Source organism: Streptomyces sp. NPDC034670, assembly GCF_055574875.1.
In genome coordinates, this window is sequence record NZ_JBVITR010000066.1 from 18334 (window position 1) to 33822 (window position 15489).

Sequence of the window (15489 nt, forward strand, 5' to 3'; positions counted from 1 at the left end):
GGCGGCCGGCTGTTGCGTCGCGTCTTCTTCCTGAACGGTTCCCGACCGGCGGGACATTGTCCATCCCCCGGCCCGGGTCATCAGCCCTGGCTGACTTGGTCACCCACGAGCGTGCCGATCTTCTCACCCTTGACGGCGCGCGCGATATTGCCCTCCGTCAGAAGCTCGAAGACGACGATGGGGAGCCTGTTGTCGCGGCACAGCGTGATCGCCGTGGCGTCGGCGACCTTCAGGTCCCGGGTGATGACCTCGCCGTAGCCGAGGTGGTCGAACTTCACCGCGTCGGGGTTGCTCTTCGGGTCGGAGTCGTATACCCCGTCCACGCCGTTCTTCCCCATCAGCAGCGCCTCGGCGTCGATCTCGAGGGCGCGCTGGGCCGCGGTGGTGTCGGTGGAGAAGTACGGCATGCCCATACCGGCGCCGAAGATGACCACACGGCCCTTCTCCAGGTGGCGCACGGCGCGCAGCGGGATGTAGGGCTCGGCGACCTGCCCCATGGTGATGGCGGTCTGCACGCGGCAGTCGACCCCCTCCTTCTCCAGGAAGTCCTGGAGGGCGAGGCAGTTCATCACGGTGCCGAGCATGCCCATGTAGTCCGAGCGGGCCCGATCCATGCCGCGCACCTGGAGTTCCGCGCCGCGGAAGAAGTTGCCGCCACCGATGACGATCGCGATCTGCGCGCCGTCCCGCACGACGGCCGCGATCTCGCGCGCGATGGCGTGCACCACGTCGGGATCGACGCCCAGGCCCCCGCCCCCGGAGAAGGCCTCTCCGGACAGCTTCAGCAGAAACCGGCCGCTTACTTTGCCGTCGTCGCTCTTCTCAGCCTTGGTGGTCATCGTCGGATCCCGCCTCTTTCACGTGTTGCACATACGACGGAGGCCACTGCCGGTGGGGTGTGGTTCGCATCCCATGCGGCAATGGCCTCCTCGTCAGATCTGCTGTCGCCCGGCACCCGCGCGTGCGTGACGGCGTACCGGTACGACTGCTGCCGACCCTATCCGGGTCGCGCGCCCGTCGCGGTACGGACTCAGATGCCGACCTTGATGCGCGTGAAGCGCTTCAGGGTGACACCGGCCTCTTCCAGGACCTTCTGGACGGACTTCTTGTTGTCCAGCGCGTAGGGCTGGCCGAGCAGCGTGGCGTCCTTGAAGAAGCCGTTGAGGCGACCCTCGACGATCTTCGGCAGGGCGGCCTCGGGCTTGCCCTCGGCGCGGGTGGTCTCCTCGGCGATGCGGCGCTCGGACTCGATGACCTCGGCCGGCACGTCCTCCTTGGAGAGGTACTTCGGCGCGAAGGCGGCGATGTGCTGGGCGACGCCCTTGGCGACCTCGGCGTTCGGCTTGTCCAGCTCGACGAGGACACCGATCTGCGGGGGCAGGTCGGGCATCGTGCGGTGCATGTACGCCGTCACGTAACCGTCGGTGAACTGCGCGAAGCGGTCCAGGACGATCTTCTCGCCCAGGTTGGCGTTGGCCTCGTCCACGAACGCCTGGACGGTCTTGCCGGCCTCGATCTCGGAGGCGAGCAGGGCCTCGAGGTCGGCCGGGGAGGTCTTGGCGACGTGCTCGGCGATGGCGGTGGCCACGGACTGGAACTTCTCGCCCTTGGCGACGAAGTCCGTCTCGCACTTCAGCTCGACCAGGACGCCGGAGGAGTTGTCGTCGGCGATGACCGAGACCACGGCGCCGTTCTCGGCGGAGCGGCCCTCGCGCTTGGCGACGCCCTTCTGGCCCTTGATGCGGAGCGCCTCGACGGCCTTGTCGACGTTGCCCTCGGCCTCGTCCAGCGCCTTCTTGCAGTCCATCATGCCGGCGCCGGTGAGCTCCCGGAGCTTCTTGACGTCGGCGGCGGTGTAGTTCGCCATGAGTCTGTGAGTCTTTCTCGAAAGTCTGGAGTTTCGAAGATCTGCGGATCGGGGCCCACCCGGGGGCAGGTCTCCGACGCGCCGCCGACCTGCGGGTGAACGGCGGGAGCGAGGAGGGTGCCTCCCCTGCCCGCGGGGCAGGGGGGACCGGCCGCCGCTCCCGCCGTCATCGGCTCTTGCGGGTTGCTCAGGCCTGCTCGGCCGGAGCCTCCTCGGCGGGGGCCTCGGCCGGCTTCTCGCCCTCGGCCTCGGCCGGAGCGGCGCCCTCGGAGTCCGCCTTCTTCTCGCCCTCGAGCAGGTCGCGCTCCCACTCGGCCAGCGGCTCGCCCGCGGCCTTCTCGCCCTTGCCCTCGGTGGCGACACCGGAGCGGGCGATGAGGCCCTCGGCGACGGCGTCGGCGATCACACGGGTGAGCAGGGTGACGGAGCGGATGGCGTCGTCGTTGCCCGGGATCTTGTAGTCGACCTCGTCGGGGTCGCAGTTGGTGTCGAGGATGGCGACGACCGGAATGTTGAGCTTCCGGGCCTCGCCGACCGCGATGTGCTCCTTCTTGGTGTCCACGATCCAGACGGCGCTGGGCACCTTCTGCATCTCGCGGATACCGCCGAGGGTCTTCTCCAGCTTGGCCTTCTCGCGGGAGAGGACCAGGAGCTCCTTCTTGGTCAGACCGGAGGACGCGACGTCCTCGAAGTCGATCTGCTCGAGCTCCTTCAGGCGCTGCAGGCGCTTGTAGACGGTCGAGAAGTTGGTGAGCATGCCGCCCAGCCAGCGCTGGTTGACGTAGGGCATGCCGACGCGGGTGGCCTGCTCGGCGATGGCCTCCTGCGCCTGCTTCTTCGTGCCGACGAACATGACCGTGCCGCCGTGGGCGACGGTCTCCTTGACGAACTCGTAGGCGCGGTCGATGTACGACAGCGACTGGAGCAGGTCGATGATGTAGATGCCGTTGCGCTCGGTGAAGATGAAGCGCTTCATCTTCGGGTTCCAGCGACGGGTCTGGTGACCGAAGTGGACGCCGCTCTCCAGCAGCTCCCGCATCGTGACGACGGCCATGGCCGTATCTCCTTGTTTTCCCGGTTGTGCCGCGGAGGCCGGCCGGCCTCCGCGCCTGACGCCCGCGACGCGCCGTTGCCACGAAGGACCGAGGGGCGCTGACACCGGGCTCCGGTCATGACCGGTCCTGGTGTCGGGGCGTGCGAAGTCGACCCGGTGGCCCGGGTCGCCACCAGAAGTGTACGGGACCGGCGGGGTGCCGGGTGACGCCGTTGTCCACAACCGGCGGCCGGTCCACAGGTCCCGGCCATGATCACGGTCCTTCCGGAACGCTTCCCGCATGCGAGTGAGGCGAGGTTCGAGGGCGTGTGCGCGAGGGGCCCTGCGGATGGTGCTGGCCCTGGTCCTGGCCCTGGCGGTGCCGCCCGCGGCGGCGCCGTGGCGGCCGGTGCCGGGCGCGGGCACCGGCGTGGGCGCGGGGGACGCGGCGCCGGCGGGCGGGGACGGCGGGACTCCCGCCGTGGGGCGGGCGTGGCCCGTGGGAGCGCGACCGCGGGTGCTGCGCGGCTGGGAACCGCCGGCCACGGTGTACGGGCGGGGGCACCGGGGCGTGGACCTGGCGGCGGCGCCGGGGACGCCGGTGCGGGCGGTGGCGGCGGGCCGGGTCTCGTTCGCGGGCCGGGTCGCCGGGAGGGGTGTGGTCTCGGTGGAGCTGGCGGGCACGGGTGATCCCCCGTTGCGCACGACCTATGAGCCCGTCCGGGCGTCGGTGGGCGAGGGCGACGAGGTGGTGGCCGGCGAGGTGGTCGGCACGGTGGAGCCCACGGGCTCGCACTGCTCGGCCCCGTGCGTGCACTGGGGTCTCCTGAGGGGCGACGCCTACCTGGATCCGCTCGCCCTGCTGCCCCCGTGGCTGCTGCGCGGGGGCCCGCCGAGGCTGCTGCCCGTGCTCGGGGTCCCGGTGCCCCGGTGACCCCGGTGTTCCGGGAACGGCCGGTGCCCCGCGGGCGGCCGCCGTTCCGGGGACGGCCACCGCGGGAGCGGCCCCGGCCGGCTCCCCGCCGCCGGGCGGGCACCGCCGGGGAGGCGCCGTGGAGGCGGGCCGGGCCCGTCCGTCAGCCCCGCACTCCCCTCAGCGCCATGGAGACCGCCGCCTCCGTGATCACGTCCGGGTGCTCCGCCGCACCCAGTTCGATGCGGCGCACCGCGGCGTCGACCACGCCCTGGAGCAGCATGGCCGCGAGCCGGGGCTGGTCGTGGCCCAGGTCGGCCAGGACCTCGACGATCATGGCGATGAGCCCGCCGTGCGCCGCGCGGATCTTCTCGCGGGCACCCGCGTCGAGTTCGCTGGCGGAGATCGCCACCACGGCCCGGTGCCGCCGGTCCCCGACCAGTTCCAGCTGCTTGCGGACGTACGCCTCGATCTTCGCCTCGGCTCCGTCGGCGAGGGCCGTGGCCGCCTCGACCTCCGCGGCCCAGACCGGGAAGTCGACCTCGCACAGTTCCTCGACGACGGCCGCCCGCGAGCGGAAGTACTCGTACACGGACGAGCGCGCGAGGCCCGTCCGCTCGGCGAGGGCCGGGAAGGTCAACGCCTCCGTCCCGCCCTCGGACAGCAGGGAACGTGCCGCGTCCAGCAGGGCGGCTCGCTGCATCGACCGGTGCTCGGCCACGGAGGCCGCTCGAATCCTTGGCACGTCGACCACTTTACGGACGCCTCCCCCGCGGCGGGAGTCACTCGTGCGCGGGCGCAGGTCGCGCGGGGTCCCGGCGGGCCCGGGCCGAACGGGCTCAGCGTCCGAAAGCCGCCAGTTTCGCCCGCAGCTGGAGCACGGACTTGGTGTGGATCTGGCTGACCCGGCTCTCGGTCACCCCCAGCACGTTGCCGATCTCGGCGAGGGTGAGGCCCTCGTAGTAGTACAGGGTGACCACGGTCTTCTCGCGCTCCGGCAGCGTGTTGATCGCCCGCACCAGGAACCGCCGCAGCTCCCGGTCCTCGGCCACCTCCACCGGGTTGTCGGCGGCGGTGTCCTCCAGCGTGTCCATGAGGCTCAGCCGGTCGCCGCCCTCGCCCCCGACGTGCAGCAGCTCCTCCAGGGCGACGACGTTCGCGAGCGACAGCTGGCTGAAGACCGCGTGCAGCTCCTCCACGGCGATGCCCAGCTCGCCGGCGACCTCGCTCTCCGAGGGCGTGCGCCTGAGCCGCGCCTCCAGGGCGGCGTAGGCCCGTTCGACGTTCCGCGCCTTCTGCCGGACCGAGCGCGGGATCCAGTCGAGCGCCCGCAGCTCGTCGATCATCGCGCCCCGGATGCGGGTGATCGCGTACGTCTCGAACTTGATCTCCCGGTCGACGTCGAACTTCTCGATCGCGTCGATCAGCCCGAAGACCCCGGAGGAGACGAAGTCCGCCTGCTCGACATTGGGCGGCAGTCCCACGCTGACCCGGCCGGCGACGTACTTCACCAGCGGCGAGTAGTGCAGGATCAGCTGTTCCCGCAGCCGCTCGTCCCCCGTCGCCTTGTACGACCGCCACAACTCGTCGAGCGTCGAGGGAGCGGGCGGCCGCACGCTGCCACCGTCGCGGGCGGCTGGGGGGATCGCCGCCCGGTCGGACCCGGAGGTGTGCTGGGGCATTCGTCGCCTTGTGCCGTTCTGCCGTGGACTGGTGCTGCCTGGGTGAGTCGTCTGTCCGGTGCCGGAGTGCCGGTGCGCGCCGGAATCCTCGTGAGCGTAGCGTGACTGCGGCGTCGCGGTGTGCGAAGGGGTGGGGCGGGGCCGTGCGCAGATTCGTTCCGGGCGCCGCCCCACCGGGGCATTGCGGTTGCTCAGTGTGATCACCCGGGTGCCCCAACTGGCGTATTTTCCAAGGGGTGTCGGGGTTCCCCCGGACGGCCGAACACGCACCGTCAGGGCGTGTCCGGACCGCCGCGGGCCGGGGTCAGCGCCTGGCGTGTCAACTTCCAGCCGTCGCCGTGTCGTTCGACGTAACCAAGTGCTCGCAGTTCGTACAGTCTCGCGATCGCGTCGTCCCGGGTGGTCTGCGCGCCGCACGCGATGTCCTCCGCCCGGGCGGTCCCGTGGGCCGGCAGCGCGGCGAGGACCTCGCGGCCGGCCGGTTCCAGCAGGTCCCGGGGCAGTACCGGCCCCCGGCGCTCCGGTGCGAGCTCCCCCATGTCGCCGACGAGTTCGACGACGTCCGCGGCATCGGCGACCAGCACCGCGTCCTGCCGCAGGAGGTCGTGCACCCCGGCGGAGAGTCCGCTGGTGGCCGGCCCCGGCACCCCCATCGTGTGGCGTCCCAGCCGCCGGGCCGCCCTGGCGGTCACCAGGGAACCGCTGCGGTGGGCGGCCTCGACGACCACGGTGCCCCGGGTGAGCGCGGCGATCACCCGGTTCCGAAGGACGAATCTGCTCGGCGTGGGGTGCTCGCCGGGCGGCAGCTCGCCGATCACCAGCCCCTGCTCCGCGATCCTGGTGATCAGCCCGGTGTGTCCGCGCGGGTAGGGCCGGTCGGCCCCGCAGGCGAGTACGGCGACGGTGGCGCCGCCCGAGCCGAGCGCGCCGCGGTGGGCGGCGCCGTCGATTCCGTAGGCGCCGCCGGAGACCACGACCCAGCCGCGTTCGGCGAGGCCGGCGGAGAGGACGGCGGCCATGTGGGCGCCGTACTCGGTGCAGGCGCGGGCGCCGACGACGGAGACCGAGCGCAGTGCCCACATCCGCAGGTCGGCGCCGCCGCGCACCCACAGCCCGAGGGGCCGGGCGTCCCCCAGGTCGTCGAGCTGCCGGGGCCACTCGGCGGTCCCGGGGACGACGAACCGCGCGCCGGCCTCCCGGGCGGCGGCGAGGTCCCGGTGCGGGTCGGCCCGCTCGGCCCGGGCGAGCATCCCGGCCCACCGCTTGCCGCTCACCCCGGGCAGCGGACCGCCCCGCTCCCGCAGCCGCCGCACCACGGTCTCCGCTCCGAACTCCCGCACCCACCGCCCCGCGGTCTCGTCCCCGGGCTCGACGACCCGGGTGAGGAGGATCCGGGCGAGGAACTCGCCCTCGCCCCCGGCGGCGCTCATGCCGGCGCTCCGATGGTCATGGGCACGCCGCGGGGGACGCCGGTGCGCAGTTGCAGCGCGAGGGCGACGTCCCCGGCGTCGGGCCGGTCGTGGCCGGCCAGGTCGGCGACGGTCCAGGCGACCCGCAGCACCCGGTCGAGGCCCCGGGCGGTGAGGGCCCCCCGTTCCAGACTGCGTTCGGCGCCGTCCATCGCGCCGGGGGCGGCGTGCCAGCGGTTGCGCAGCTCCCGGCCGGGGATGTCGCTGTTGGTGCGCCACGGAGTGCCGGCGAGCCGCGCGGCGGCCCGTTCCCGGGCCGCCCGCACCCGGGCGGCGACCGTGGCGGTGGACTCGCCGCGGGCACCGGTCGCCGTCAGTTCGGCGCGGGTGACGCGGTCGGCCTCGACCCGCAGGTCGACCCGGTCGAGCAGGGGCCCGGAGAGCCTGGCCTGGTAGCGGCGGACCGCCGAGGGCGGGCACTCGCACGGGTCGCTCGTCTGCGAGAAGCGTCCGCAGGGGCAGGGGTTGGCGGCCAGCACCATCAGGAACCTCGCCGGGAAGCGCACCACGCCCGCGCTGCGCGCGACGACCACGTGCCCGGCCTCCAGCGGCTGGCGCAGCGCGTCGAGGGCATGACTGCTGAATTCGGGTGTTTCGTCCAGGAAGAGAATGCCCCGGTGCGCGAGGGACACCGCTCCGGGCCGCGCCACCCCGGGTCCGCCGCCCACCAGCGCCTGCATCGTGGCCGAGTGGTGCGGTGCGCAGTAGGGGGCGACGTCGATCAGCGGTTTGCCCGGGGGCAGCAGGCCCGCCACCGAGTGCACCGCGGTGACCTCCAGCGACTCCTGGCGGTCCAGCGGCGGCAGGAGCGAGGGCAGCCGCTCCGCCAGCATCGTCTTGCCGGCGCCGGGCGGCCCCTCGAGGAAGAGGTGGTGTCCGCCCGCCGCGGCCACCTCCACCGCCGTCCGTGCCGAGAGCTGGCCCACCACGTCCGCGAGGTCGTGGCCGTGGTCGTGCTGCGCCGCGCCGGCGACGTGCATGCCGGCGGCCGCTCCGGTACCGGGAAGCCGCAGGCCGGCCAGGAGCGGATCGGGACGCCCCTGCTCGTCGGGGGCCTCGTCCGGCACCGGCTCGTCGGTGAGCACCGCGATCAGCTGGCGCAGGCTGCGGACGCCGAGCACGGACACGTCCGGCACCAGGGAGGCCTCGGCGGCGGCGCACTCCGGCACCACCACCTGCTCGTAGCCCGCGTCGGCCGCGGCCAGCACCGCCGGCAGGATGCCGCGCACCGGCCGCACCCTGCCGTCCAGCCCCAGTTCGCCGATCATGACGATGTCGGCGAGCACCCGCGGGTCGATCCGCTCGGCGGCGCCGAGCACCGCGCAGGCGACCGCCAGGTCGAACCCGCTGCCGCCCTTCGGCACCGAGGCCGGGCTGAGCCCCACGGTGAGCTTCTTCTGCGGCCACTCGCCACCGGAGTTCACCACGGCCGCCCGGACCCGGTCCCGGCTCTCCGTCAGGCTCTTGTCCGGCAGCCCCACCAGCGTGAACGCCGCCACTCCCGGTTCCAGGTCGGCCTGGACCTCCACGACCACGCCCTCGACGCCGACCAGCGCGACCGAGCACGTACGGGCGAACCCCATCTCAGGCCACCCCCCGGACGTGCTCGACGACGGGTGCGCCGCGGGCCGGCAGCAGGACGCCGACCAGGTCGATGCGGACGCCGCCGGGCGGCGCTCCCCCGTGTTCCTGGAGCCAGCGTTGCGCCAGGCCGCGCAACCGGGTCGCCTTGGCCCGCGTGACCGCCTCCATGGGGTGCTGGAAGGGCCCTGCCCTGCGGGTCTTCACCTCGCAGACGACCAGGACGTCCCCGTCCCTGGCCACGATGTCGATCTCGCCGGTCCTGCCGCAGCGCCAGTTGCGCTCCAGCACCGTCATCCCGGCCTGGGCCAGCCGCCGTGCGGCCAGCGCCTCGCCGTAGCGTCCGAGTGCGCCGCGCGCCCGTTGTGCGTTCATGTCGGCACCACCTCCGGCGCCAACCGTCACGCATCCCGCCCCGCGGAGTGGATCCCGGTGGGAAACTCAGCGGCTGTGGACAACTCCGTCACCCGCTCGGGAGCTCCAGATCGCTCTTGTTGAGCTCCTCGATGTTCACGTCCTTGAACGTCAGGACCCGCACCTGCTTCACGAACCGGGCCGGCCGGTACATGTCCCAGACCCAGGCGTCCGCCATGGACACCTCGAAGAACACCTCACCCTGGACCGAGTGCACCTGCATCTCGTAGTCGTTGGTCAGATAGAAACGCCGCTCGGTCTCGATCACGTATTTGAACAGACCGACGACATCGCGGTACTCCCGGTAGAGCTTCAGCTCCATCTCGGTCTCGTACTTCTCGAGGTCCTCGGCGCTCATGGCATGTTCCCCTTCAGCCGTGCGATCCCCCCATTGTGCTCCAGTCCCGGAACCCCTAGACGACTTCGGTGTCCAGGGTCACGGGCCCGGCCGGGGGACCTTCGTCGAGCAGCGTGCGCAGCAGCTCGGCGAGTCTGGTCGGATACACCGTCTCATGAGCCCGGATCAGTTCCGGGCACGTCCACCACCGTGCTCCGACGACGCTGCGCCGCTCCAGCTCGGTCAGCGCCGTGGCCGCGGTGGCCGTCCGGTCGGTGCGGGCGAGGTAGTACCACTCGTCCTGGTGCCAGCGGCGGCCCGCGAAGGGAAAGGAGCACCGCCGCTTCCACAGGACGGGCCCGAGCTCGACCTCGGTGATGCCGGTCTCCTCGGCGAGTTCCCGCAGGGCGGCCTGCTCACGCGTCTCGTCGCCCTCCACGCCGCCACCGGGCGTGAACCACCAGTCGTCGGCCGGATCGTCCGGCTCGTGGCCGTGCAGCAGCAGAATGCGGTCCCGCGGGTCGAGCAGGACGACCCGGGCGACCCTGCGCAGTCCGCCCCCGGCGAGGTCCCCGGCCACCGGGGCCGGCTCAGCGGGCACCGGCGGCCTCCGCCTTCGACCGGGCCCGGGACCTGCCCGCCCACGCGGCCAGGGGACCGTACGCGGCCCCGCCGAGGACGAGGACGGCACCGGCGACCACCATCGCGGTGATCGTCCGCAGCGGGCCGGGCGAGGAGAGGGGGCCGAGCTGCTCGAAGCCGGTGGCGGCCGCCAGCATGCCGCCCGTCGGCCAGACCACGGCGTCGACCCGGGCCTCGACGGCCCCGCGGGGCACGGTGCCGTTCGCGGCGTCGGCGAGGTGGGCGGTGGAGTCGACCGAACCGGAGCGCTCGTCGCCGAGCAGGAACAGCCGGCCCTTCGGCACGGTCACCTCCGGGAAGCCGTCGGACCCGCTCGCCGTGTCCCCGGAGAGGTACGGTTCGTCGATCCCCTTGCCGTTGACCTCGAGCCTGCCGTCCCGGCAGCAGGAGACGGTGTCGCCGCCGACGGCGACCACCCGCTTGAGGATCGGGGTGTCCGCCCAGGTCTCGTCCTGGAAGACGACGACGTCACCGCGGCGGACGTCACCGCCGTCGATGCGCTGGGCCAGCACGCGGTCGCCGGCGCCGATCGTGGGCGCCATCGACGTGGTGGGCACGGCGTAGGGCCGGTACACCACCGCTCCCCAGGCGAAACCGCCGAGGAACAGCACCAGACCCAGGGCGACGGCCAGTCCGGACAGCCACGGCCCGGTCCTGCCGCCCGCCCGGCCCCCGCGGGGGACCGTGTGCGTCGTGCTCCGACCACTCATGGCCGCACCCTACCCGGCGGTACCGGACGGGGGGCAGCCCTTCCCGGGCCGCTCCCCCCGCGACCGCTCAGCGGCCGTCGCCGGTCCCGCGCCACCTGCGGCGCAGCAGCACCAGCGGCACCGCGCCGGCGAGCGCGAGTCCCTGCGGCGCGACCGACAGGGCCGCGCCCGCCGGCGCCCGGGCGTCCAGACCGGGCTGGTCGAAGGTGTCCGGGACCGGCAGGTTGTCCCAGCGGTTGACGGGCCAGGCGATGACGACGGCGCGGCCGACGACCTCCTCCACGGGAACCATGCCGCGGTTCTTGTCGGCCTGGTTGTACCGCGAGTCCCGGGAGTTCTGCCGGTGGTCGCCCATCACCCAGATGTACCCCTCGGGGATCTCGACCTTGAACTGGCCGCCCTGGTCGTCCTGGCTGCAGGGCGTGTTGCCGGGGTAGACGTACGGCTCGTTCAGCGCCTTGCCGTTGACCCTCAGCGGACCGGTGCCCTTGCACTCGACCGTGTCACCGCCGACTCCGACGACCCGCTTGATCAGGTCCTTCTCCTCCGCGGACGGCATCAGGCCGATCCAGCTGAGGAACTGCTGCAGGGCGTTCTGGGAGGGCGTCGGCTCGCCCGCCAGCCAGTTGTCGGGGTCGTGGAAGACGACGACCTCGCCGCGCTCGGGCTCGGAACCGAACCAGGGGGTGAGCTTGTCGACCAGGACGCGGTCACCCTGCTGGAGGGTGTTCTGCATCGAGTCGGACGGGATCGAGAACGCCTGCACCAGGAACGTCTTGATCAGCAGCGCCAGCACCAGCGCGATACCGACCAGGATCGGCAGTTCCTTCCAGAAGGAGCGGGGCTTCTTCGCCCGGGGGGCGTCGCCGCCCGGTCCCCCTTGCGCCGTGGGGGGCTGCCGGTCCCCGGGCCCGTCGCCGCCACCCGCCGGGGTGTGACTCCCGGGGGTCACGGGGTCGTCCGCGGCCTGGTACGCCGCCCTCGGGGAACGCCCACGCCGCTCCTCGCCCTCGTGTCCGGACCGTGCGCCAACCGCCGCATCCCCCACGCCAACTCCTCACTCTCTGCCGCCGCCCGCGCCGTGCGAGACGCAGGCCCACCACTCCCATAACGAGCGGGAGTTCCGCAGGGCTCGGGAGCTGGACCATTCCGTTCGGGTCGTCCGGGGCAACCCTATGCGACCGCCGGTCGGCAGCGGTCGACCCGGAGGCCGAGTCCGACACGGACGCGTAGGCCCTCGGTTCCTCGAGCGTGCTCCAGCGGCCGAGCGGCCAGGCGATGACCACGGCCCGGCCCACCACCTGCTCCTCGGAGACGGTGCCGCCGTAATCGGTGTCCTGGTGGGAGCGGGAGTCGGCGGAGTTGGCCCGGTGGTCGCCCATCACCCACAGCCGCCCCTCGGGGACCGTGACGTCGAACGGCGTCGCGGACGGGGCGTTGCCGGGGTACAGGTAGTCCTCGTCCAGGGGAACGCCGTTGACCGTGACCCGCCCCTGCGCGTCGCAGCACTGGACGCGGTCGCCGCCGACCCCGACGACCCGCTTGATCAGGTCCTTCTCGTTGTCGGACGGCAGCAGGCCGATGAAGGTGAGCCCTTCCTTGATCTGCTTGATCCCGACGGGGTCGTCCTTCTTCGGGGTGGTCTGCTCGTCCTGGAGCCAGCCGCCGGGGTCCTTGAACACGACGACGTCCCCGCGCTGCGGCCGGGAACCGAACCACGGGGTGAGCTTGTCGACGAGCACCCGGTCGCCGATCTGGATCGTCTGTTCCATGGAGCCGGACGGGATCACGAAGGCCTGGACGAGGAAGGTCTTCAGCACCAGCGCGATCAGGACGGCCACACCGATGAGGAGGGGTATCTCCTTGATGGCACTGCGCCTGCGCCGCCGTTTGACCTTGCGCTGGAGCTTGCGCCGCTCGGCGCGCGTGCGGCCGGCCGCCGGGCCGGCCGCGCGGCGGTAGCCGGTGGGCAACGGGTTCTGCGCGGCGCCGGCCGGGACGCCGCGGGGTCGGCCTCGGTTACCCATGGACGCCCTCCACCGGGTGCGTCGCGTCCGCCCCCGGGGCGGGCACGCGCGCGTAGGCGTCGGAGCGGTGCAGCCGGGTGGCGCGGTCGAGGGGCAGGACGATCCAGTCGGCGCGGCCGATCACGTCGCGGACCGGGATCATGCCGCCGCCGGGCGATCCGAGGTGGTCGCGGGAGTCGCGGGAGTCGCCGCGGTGGTCGCCCAGGACGAACAGGCGCCCGTCGGGCACCACGACGTCGAAGGGCACCGTGGAGGGACTGTCGCCGGGGAACAGGAAGCCCGACTCGTCGACCGACCGGCCGTTCACCCGGATCCTCCCCTCCTCGTCGCAGCAGACCACCCGGTCTCCCCCCACCCCGACGACCCGCTTGATGTAGTCGGCCTCGCCGAAGTACCCGGTGCCGTCGAACACCACCACGTCACCGCGGAGCGGCTCGGCGCCGAAGCGGTAGGCCACCTTGTTCACGAGAACGCGGTCGCCGACCCTCAATCCGGGTTCCATGGAACCGCTGGGGATCTGGAAGGGCCGCGCCACGAACGTGTTGAGTGCCGGCAGGAACAGCAGGCAGAGCAGCAGGGTCAGCGTGACCCGCCCGCCGGGGAACCACCGCCTCAGGCGTGGCCCCAACGCGGAACGCGACCGCCCCTCCGGGCCCGGCGCCCCCGAGTTCTCCTCGGATGCGGTCGGGCGGGAGGAGCGGTCGCGCTCCGTCGGCTGTGCTTCGGTGTCCATCGGGGCCAGATGCTATCCGGCCGCGGTACGACTCCGGTAAAACGCTCAGCTCTCGCGCTTCTCCTTGATCTTCGCCGCCTTGCCGCGCAGGTCGCGCAGGTAGTACAGCTTGGCGCGACGGACGTCACCCTTGGTGACGAGCTCGATCTTCTCCACGATCGGGGTGTGCACCGGGAAGGTGCGCTCGACGCCGACGGAGAAGGAGACCTTGCGGACCGTGAAGGTCTCGCGCACGCCGGCGCCCTGGCGGCGGATCACCACGCCCTTGAACTGCTGCACACGGGAGCGGTTGCCCTCGATGACGCGCACGTGGACGTTGACGGTGTCACCGGGGCGGAAGTTCGGGACGTCGCTGCGCAGCGACGCGGAGTCGACGGAGTCGAGCAGGTGAGACATTTCGTCTGCTTTCTTCGCTGATGCCGCAGGTCATCAACGGCAACTGGAGGTCGGTTCGGGGATGTGCGGTGCGGGGCGGGCGTCGTGTCCCCCTGCGGCAGGGGCGCACGCCGGACGGCGCACAACAGCGGCCTATTCTTCCACGCCGTCGGTCCTGCGCCAAAATCGACCGTACGGCTTCCCCTCCGGGTCCGGCTCCCAGCCCAGAACGGACAGCATCTCGCGGTCCTTCTTGTCGAAGGCCTCGGGGGCGCAGCGCTCGATGAGGTCGGGCCGGTGCGCCGTGGTGCGCCGCAGCGCCTCGTCGCGCCGCCAGCGGGCGATCTTCCCGTGGTGGCCGCTGAGCAGCACCTCGGGGATCTCCCGGTCCCGCCAGACGGGCGGCTTGGTGTAGACGGGGCCCTCCAGGAGGCTGGCCATGGCGCCGGGCGCGAAGGAGTCGTCCCGGTGCGACTCGGCGTTGCCCAGGACGCCGGGGAGCAGCCGCGCCACGGCCTCGGTGACGACGAGGACGGCCGCCTCGCCGCCGGCCAGCACGTAGTCGCCGATGGACACCTCGTACACGGGCATCCGGGTCGCGTACTCGTCGACGACGCGCCGGTCGATGCCCTCGTAGCGGGCCGGGGTGAAGATCAGCCAGGGGCGCTCGGAGAGGCGGACGGCGAGTTCCTGGGTGAAGGGGCGGCCGCTGGGGGTGGGGACGATCAAGGCCGGCTCGCGGGAGCCGGTCTCGTACCCGTCCGCCAGGACCGAGTCGAGGGCCTCCCCCCACGGTTCGGTCTTCATCACCATGCCGGGACCGCCGCCGTACGGGGTGTCGTCGACGGTGTGGTGCCGGTCGTGGGTCCAGGAGCGCAGGTCGTGCACGTGGACGCTCAACCGCCCGCGCGCGCGTGCCTTGCCGACGAGGGAGACGTTCAGCGGTTCGAGGTACTCGGGGAAGATCGTGACGACGTCGAGACGCATCTAGGCCTCGTCCCGGGAGGGCGCGCCGTGCTCCTCGGCGTCTTCGTCGCGGACGGCCCGGTCGTCGATCAGGCCGGGCGGCGGGGCGATGACCGCGCGCTGCTCCTTCAGGTCGATCCCGGTGACGATCTCCTCGACGAACGGCACGAACACCTCGCTGCCGTCGGGACGTTCGACCACGAAGAGGTCCTGGGTGGGCAGGTGGGAGATCTCGGTGATCCGGCCGACCTGCTCGCCGTCCTCGGTGACGACGTCGAGGTCGATCAGCTGGTGGTCGTAGTACTCGTCCTCGTCCTCGGGCCGTTCCTCCGGGTCGACCTCGGCGATCAGGAGGGTGTTGCGCAGCGCCTCGGCGGCGTTGCGGTCGCGTACGCCCTCGAAGCGCAGCAGGAGGCGGCCGCTGTGGACGCGGCCCGTCTCGATGGTCAGCGGGCCGGCCGAGGCCGGTTCGGTGGCCAGGACCGCGCCGGGGGCGAGCCGCCGTTCGGGCTCGTCGGTGCGGACCTCGACGGTGACCTCGCCCTTGATGCCGTGGGCGCGGCCGATGCGAGCGACTACCAGCTGCACGGTGCTTGGTTCTCCTGAATCTACGACTGGCCTCTGCGGCCGCCCCGCACGACCACGGGCCGGGGGGGGGGGGGGGGGGGGGGGCGGGGGTGGGGGGGGGGGGGGGGGGGGGGGGGGGGGGGGGGGGGGGGGGGGGGGGGGGGGGGGGGGGA

The 15489-nt window shown here is 72.7% G+C and carries 17 protein-coding genes and 1 pseudogene; 1 reads left to right on the top strand and 17 read right to left on the bottom strand.

Annotated elements, in window-relative coordinates; genetic code table 11:
- Nucleotides 1-80 precede the first annotated feature (80 nt).
- The 3 genes from pyrH to rpsB form a co-directional block, all read right to left on the bottom strand.
- Nucleotides 81-839 carry a UMP kinase gene (gene pyrH, locus ACZ56B_RS29675; RefSeq protein WP_468797175.1) on the bottom strand — a complete coding sequence of 253 codons (759 nt, stop codon included), beginning with the start codon at nt 837-839 and terminating at the stop codon, nt 81-83.
- Nucleotides 840-1030: 191 nt separating this feature from the next.
- A complete protein-coding gene (gene tsf, locus ACZ56B_RS29680) occupies nt 1031-1867 on the bottom strand; it encodes a translation elongation factor Ts (protein ID WP_468797178.1) in 837 nt (278 codons plus the stop codon).
- A gap of 187 nt (nt 1868-2054) precedes the next feature.
- The gene (gene rpsB, locus ACZ56B_RS29685) at nt 2055-2921 is read right to left on the bottom strand and encodes a 30S ribosomal protein S2 (RefSeq protein WP_468797181.1); all 867 of its coding nucleotides are present in this window, start codon (nt 2919-2921) and stop codon (nt 2055-2057) included.
- A gap of 328 nt (nt 2922-3249) precedes the next feature.
- On the opposite strand from rpsB, the gene ACZ56B_RS29690 reads away from it, so the two are divergent.
- On the top strand, nt 3250-3834 hold the full coding sequence (locus ACZ56B_RS29690; RefSeq protein ID WP_468797184.1) for a murein hydrolase activator EnvC family protein: 585 nt from the start codon (nt 3250-3252) through the stop codon (nt 3832-3834).
- A 142-nt stretch (nt 3835-3976) separates the two neighbouring features.
- Here the strand turns inward: ACZ56B_RS29690 and ACZ56B_RS29695 are convergent, their stop codons facing one another.
- The 14 genes and pseudogenes from ACZ56B_RS29695 to rimM all read right to left on the bottom strand — a co-directional run bounded on the left by ACZ56B_RS29695 (nt 3977) and on the right by rimM (nt 15337).
- Nucleotides 3977-4534: a TetR/AcrR family transcriptional regulator gene (locus ACZ56B_RS29695; RefSeq protein WP_468797223.1), complete on the bottom strand. Its 558-nt coding sequence runs from the start codon at nt 4532-4534 to the stop codon at nt 3977-3979.
- A gap of 118 nt (nt 4535-4652) precedes the next feature.
- Complete coding sequence (gene whiG / locus ACZ56B_RS29700) at nt 4653-5495, bottom strand: RNA polymerase sigma factor WhiG (RefSeq protein WP_468797187.1); 843 nt, start codon at nt 5493-5495, stop codon at nt 4653-4655.
- A gap of 272 nt (nt 5496-5767) precedes the next feature.
- Nucleotides 5768-6925 (bottom strand): DNA-processing protein DprA, encoded by a 1158-nt coding sequence (gene dprA, locus ACZ56B_RS29705; protein ID WP_468797190.1) that lies wholly within the window; start codon nt 6923-6925, stop codon nt 5768-5770.
- A complete protein-coding gene (locus ACZ56B_RS29710; RefSeq protein ID WP_468797193.1) occupies nt 6922-8547 on the bottom strand; it encodes a YifB family Mg chelatase-like AAA ATPase in 1626 nt (541 codons plus the stop codon). Before ACZ56B_RS29710 ends, dprA begins: the two co-directional genes overlap by 4 nt.
- Before the next feature lies 1 nt (nt 8548).
- Entirely contained in the window at nt 8549-8950 is a 402-nt protein-coding gene (locus ACZ56B_RS29715; RefSeq protein ID WP_468797196.1) for a YraN family protein, read from the bottom strand.
- A 58-nt stretch (nt 8951-9008) separates the two neighbouring features.
- Nucleotides 9009-9317 carry a DUF2469 domain-containing protein gene (locus tag ACZ56B_RS29720; RefSeq protein WP_003993268.1) on the bottom strand — a complete coding sequence of 103 codons (309 nt, stop codon included), beginning with the start codon at nt 9315-9317 and terminating at the stop codon, nt 9009-9011.
- A gap of 55 nt (nt 9318-9372) precedes the next feature.
- Nucleotides 9373-9897: an NUDIX hydrolase gene (locus tag ACZ56B_RS29725; protein ID WP_468797200.1), complete on the bottom strand. Its 525-nt coding sequence runs from the start codon at nt 9895-9897 to the stop codon at nt 9373-9375.
- On the bottom strand, nt 9887-10648 hold the full coding sequence (gene lepB, locus ACZ56B_RS29730) for a signal peptidase I (RefSeq protein ID WP_468797203.1): 762 nt from the start codon (nt 10646-10648) through the stop codon (nt 9887-9889). Before lepB (ACZ56B_RS29730) ends, ACZ56B_RS29725 begins: the two co-directional genes overlap by 11 nt.
- Nucleotides 10649-10715: 67 nt before the next feature.
- Nucleotides 10716-11696 carry a signal peptidase I gene (lepB, locus tag ACZ56B_RS29735; RefSeq protein ID WP_468797206.1) on the bottom strand — a complete coding sequence of 327 codons (981 nt, stop codon included), beginning with the start codon at nt 11694-11696 and terminating at the stop codon, nt 10716-10718.
- Nucleotides 11587-12675, bottom strand: a pseudogene (gene lepB / locus ACZ56B_RS29740) (signal peptidase I); the annotation flags it as partial. The pseudogene lepB (ACZ56B_RS29740) and the gene lepB (ACZ56B_RS29735), both read right to left, overlap by 110 nt.
- Nucleotides 12668-13408 (bottom strand): signal peptidase I, encoded by a 741-nt coding sequence (lepB, locus tag ACZ56B_RS29745; RefSeq protein ID WP_468797208.1) that lies wholly within the window; start codon nt 13406-13408, stop codon nt 12668-12670. The pseudogene lepB (ACZ56B_RS29740) and the gene lepB (ACZ56B_RS29745), both read right to left, overlap by 8 nt.
- A gap of 45 nt (nt 13409-13453) precedes the next feature.
- Nucleotides 13454-13804, bottom strand: coding sequence for a 50S ribosomal protein L19 (gene rplS / locus ACZ56B_RS29750; RefSeq protein WP_468797211.1), 351 nt, complete (start codon nt 13802-13804; stop codon nt 13454-13456).
- A 132-nt stretch (nt 13805-13936) separates the two neighbouring features.
- Nucleotides 13937-14770 carry a tRNA (guanosine(37)-N1)-methyltransferase TrmD gene (trmD, locus tag ACZ56B_RS29755; RefSeq protein WP_468797214.1) on the bottom strand — a complete coding sequence of 278 codons (834 nt, stop codon included), beginning with the start codon at nt 14768-14770 and terminating at the stop codon, nt 13937-13939.
- Nucleotides 14771-15337, bottom strand: a complete 567-nt coding sequence (gene rimM / locus ACZ56B_RS29760) for a ribosome maturation factor RimM (protein ID WP_468797217.1) — start codon at nt 15335-15337, stop codon at nt 14771-14773. It abuts the gene before it with no gap.
- Nucleotides 15338-15489 lie beyond the last annotated feature (152 nt).

Excerpts from the sequence above, each read along its gene's own strand:
- whiG (WP_468797187.1), bottom strand. The coding sequence starts at position 5,495 with ATGCCCCAGCACACCTCCGGGTCCGACCGGGCGGCGATCCCCCCAGCC.
- pyrH (WP_468797175.1), bottom strand. The coding sequence starts at position 839 with ATGACCACCAAGGCTGAGAAGAGCGACGACGGCAAAGTAAGCGGCCGG.
- ACZ56B_RS29720 (WP_003993268.1), bottom strand. The coding sequence starts at position 9,317 with ATGAGCGCCGAGGACCTCGAGAAGTACGAGACCGAGATGGAGCTGAAG.
- ACZ56B_RS29710 (WP_468797193.1), bottom strand. The coding sequence starts at position 8,547 with ATGGGGTTCGCCCGTACGTGCTCGGTCGCGCTGGTCGGCGTCGAGGGC.
- ACZ56B_RS29690 (WP_468797184.1), top strand. The coding sequence starts at position 3,250 with ATGGTGCTGGCCCTGGTCCTGGCCCTGGCGGTGCCGCCCGCGGCGGCG.
- tsf (WP_468797178.1), bottom strand. The coding sequence starts at position 1,867 with ATGGCGAACTACACCGCCGCCGACGTCAAGAAGCTCCGGGAGCTCACC.
- rpsB (WP_468797181.1), bottom strand. The coding sequence starts at position 2,921 with ATGGCCGTCGTCACGATGCGGGAGCTGCTGGAGAGCGGCGTCCACTTC.
- rplS (WP_468797211.1), bottom strand. The coding sequence starts at position 13,804 with ATGTCTCACCTGCTCGACTCCGTCGACTCCGCGTCGCTGCGCAGCGAC.
- lepB (WP_468797208.1), bottom strand. The coding sequence starts at position 13,408 with ATGGACACCGAAGCACAGCCGACGGAGCGCGACCGCTCCTCCCGCCCG.
- dprA (WP_468797190.1), bottom strand. The coding sequence starts at position 6,925 with ATGAGCGCCGCCGGGGGCGAGGGCGAGTTCCTCGCCCGGATCCTCCTC.
- lepB (WP_468797203.1), bottom strand. The coding sequence starts at position 10,648 with ATGAGTGGTCGGAGCACGACGCACACGGTCCCCCGCGGGGGCCGGGCG.
- trmD (WP_468797214.1), bottom strand. The coding sequence starts at position 14,770 with ATGCGTCTCGACGTCGTCACGATCTTCCCCGAGTACCTCGAACCGCTG.